The sequence below is a fragment of the Vibrio sp. 03_296 genome, assembly GCF_002265885.1.
Map to the genome: position 1 here is coordinate 1 of NZ_NPKW01000794.1, position 1,599 is coordinate 1,599.

At 48.0% G+C, this 1,599-nt stretch carries 2 pseudogenes; both read left to right on the forward strand.

The features are described from left to right. A pseudogene (pnuC, locus tag CIK04_RS27940) lies at nucleotides 1–624 on the forward strand (nicotinamide riboside transporter PnuC); the annotation flags it as partial. Beyond that, nucleotides 621–1,353: pseudogene (locus CIK04_RS27945) on the forward strand (nucleoside phosphorylase). The pseudogenes pnuC and CIK04_RS27945, both read left to right, overlap by 4 nt. Nucleotides 1,354–1,599 lie beyond the last annotated feature (246 nt).

Sequence of the window (1,599 nt, forward strand, 5' to 3'; positions counted from 1 at the left end):
AAACCATCAACTATCTATTTGGTTTGATTAACGTGACGCTATTTGCGGTGATCTTCTTCCAAATTCAATTATATGGATTTGCTTTGCTACAGTCTGTTTTCTTTTGTGCTAACGTTTATGGCTGGTATGCATGGACAAGACCGAATGCCGAAGGGGATTTGCTGGAAGTGCGCTGGCTGAGCCAAAAGAAAATGGTGATCACGGCGGGCCTCTGCGTGTGTGCGATTGCGTTATTGACCGTGTACATCGATCCATTTTTCTTCGCATTGGCAAATATCGCAGTGGACACCATGAATGTGTTCGGCGCTGGGCTTGCTGAGCCAGTATTGGAGCCTGACGCTTTCCCATTTTGGGATTCGACGATGACGGTATTGTCCGATTGTGGCGCAAATCCTCATGACCAGAAAATAATGTTGAAAACTGGGTGCTTTGGGTGGTGATCAACATCATTAGTGTCGGCATCTACGCCATGCAAGGGGTGTATGCCGATGTCACTGCAGTACGCGAATCCTAATGTTTCATTGCTGACGAATGGTACGCGTCGAATGGGCACGTACAGCGAAGCGTAACCAAGCATCGACGCAACAGAAGTCAGAAAAATCGGCCGATGAGGCAGTCGCATGAGTAAACAGCCTCATCTGTGTGTTGATGAAACGCAAGTCGCAGAACGAGTGATCGTGTGTGGCGAGCCGGATCGCGCGAACGAATTGCAGCGTTACGTAAGAAAACGCCGAACTGATAGCAGAGAACCGTGAATACCGCCTTTTCAACGGTGAGTTTCAAGGTAAAGCCATCACCGTTTGCAGCACGGGCATTGGTGCACCTTCAATGATTATTGCCGTTGAAGAGCTCAAGCAATGCGGCGCGAAATACATCATTCGTGTTGGTTCTGCAGGTGCGATGCGAACCGAATATCGCACTGGGTGAGTTGATCGTAGCGGAAGGGGCTGCTGCGCGATGAAGGGGGGTCAAAGCTACATTGACGCGGCTTACCCTGCTTATGCGAGCTTTAGCTTGCTCAAAGGGTTGGATGGCTATTTGCAAATGCAAACTGTTCCCTACCATATGGGCGTAGTGCGTTCTCACGACAGCTTCTATACCGATGATGAAGAAACTTTGTGCCAATACTGGAACAAAAAAGGCATCTTGGGAGCCGATGATGGAACCTCGGCGTTGTTTACAGTGGGTCGTTTACGTGGTTTGCACGTGGCTTCTGTGCTGAATAATGTCGTACGCTACCAGCAAGATGTGAAAGAAGGAGTAAGCCAATACGTGAATGATGATGATGACGCCATGATGGCGGGCGAAAAACGTGCGTCATTGGCGGCTCTAACCGCGCTTTCTTGCCAATAGGCAAGCGTCTTTTCTTGCAATAGAAAACGGTATCTTCGGATGCCGTTTTTTGTTTGGAAAAGGGTGTGAGTGCAGAGCCAAATTTCAGTGAAGCTTATAGTTAGCCAATAACGGCTATTGCTGAGAACCAGTGTTTGGAATCGATGGTTTGAGATCGATTGACTCACGGCGTTAGGGTGAAAATACCCTAAAAGTAAAAATGCGTCAAAAAACAACTAGAACAAGGTGTCGAACCTGACTCGGTAA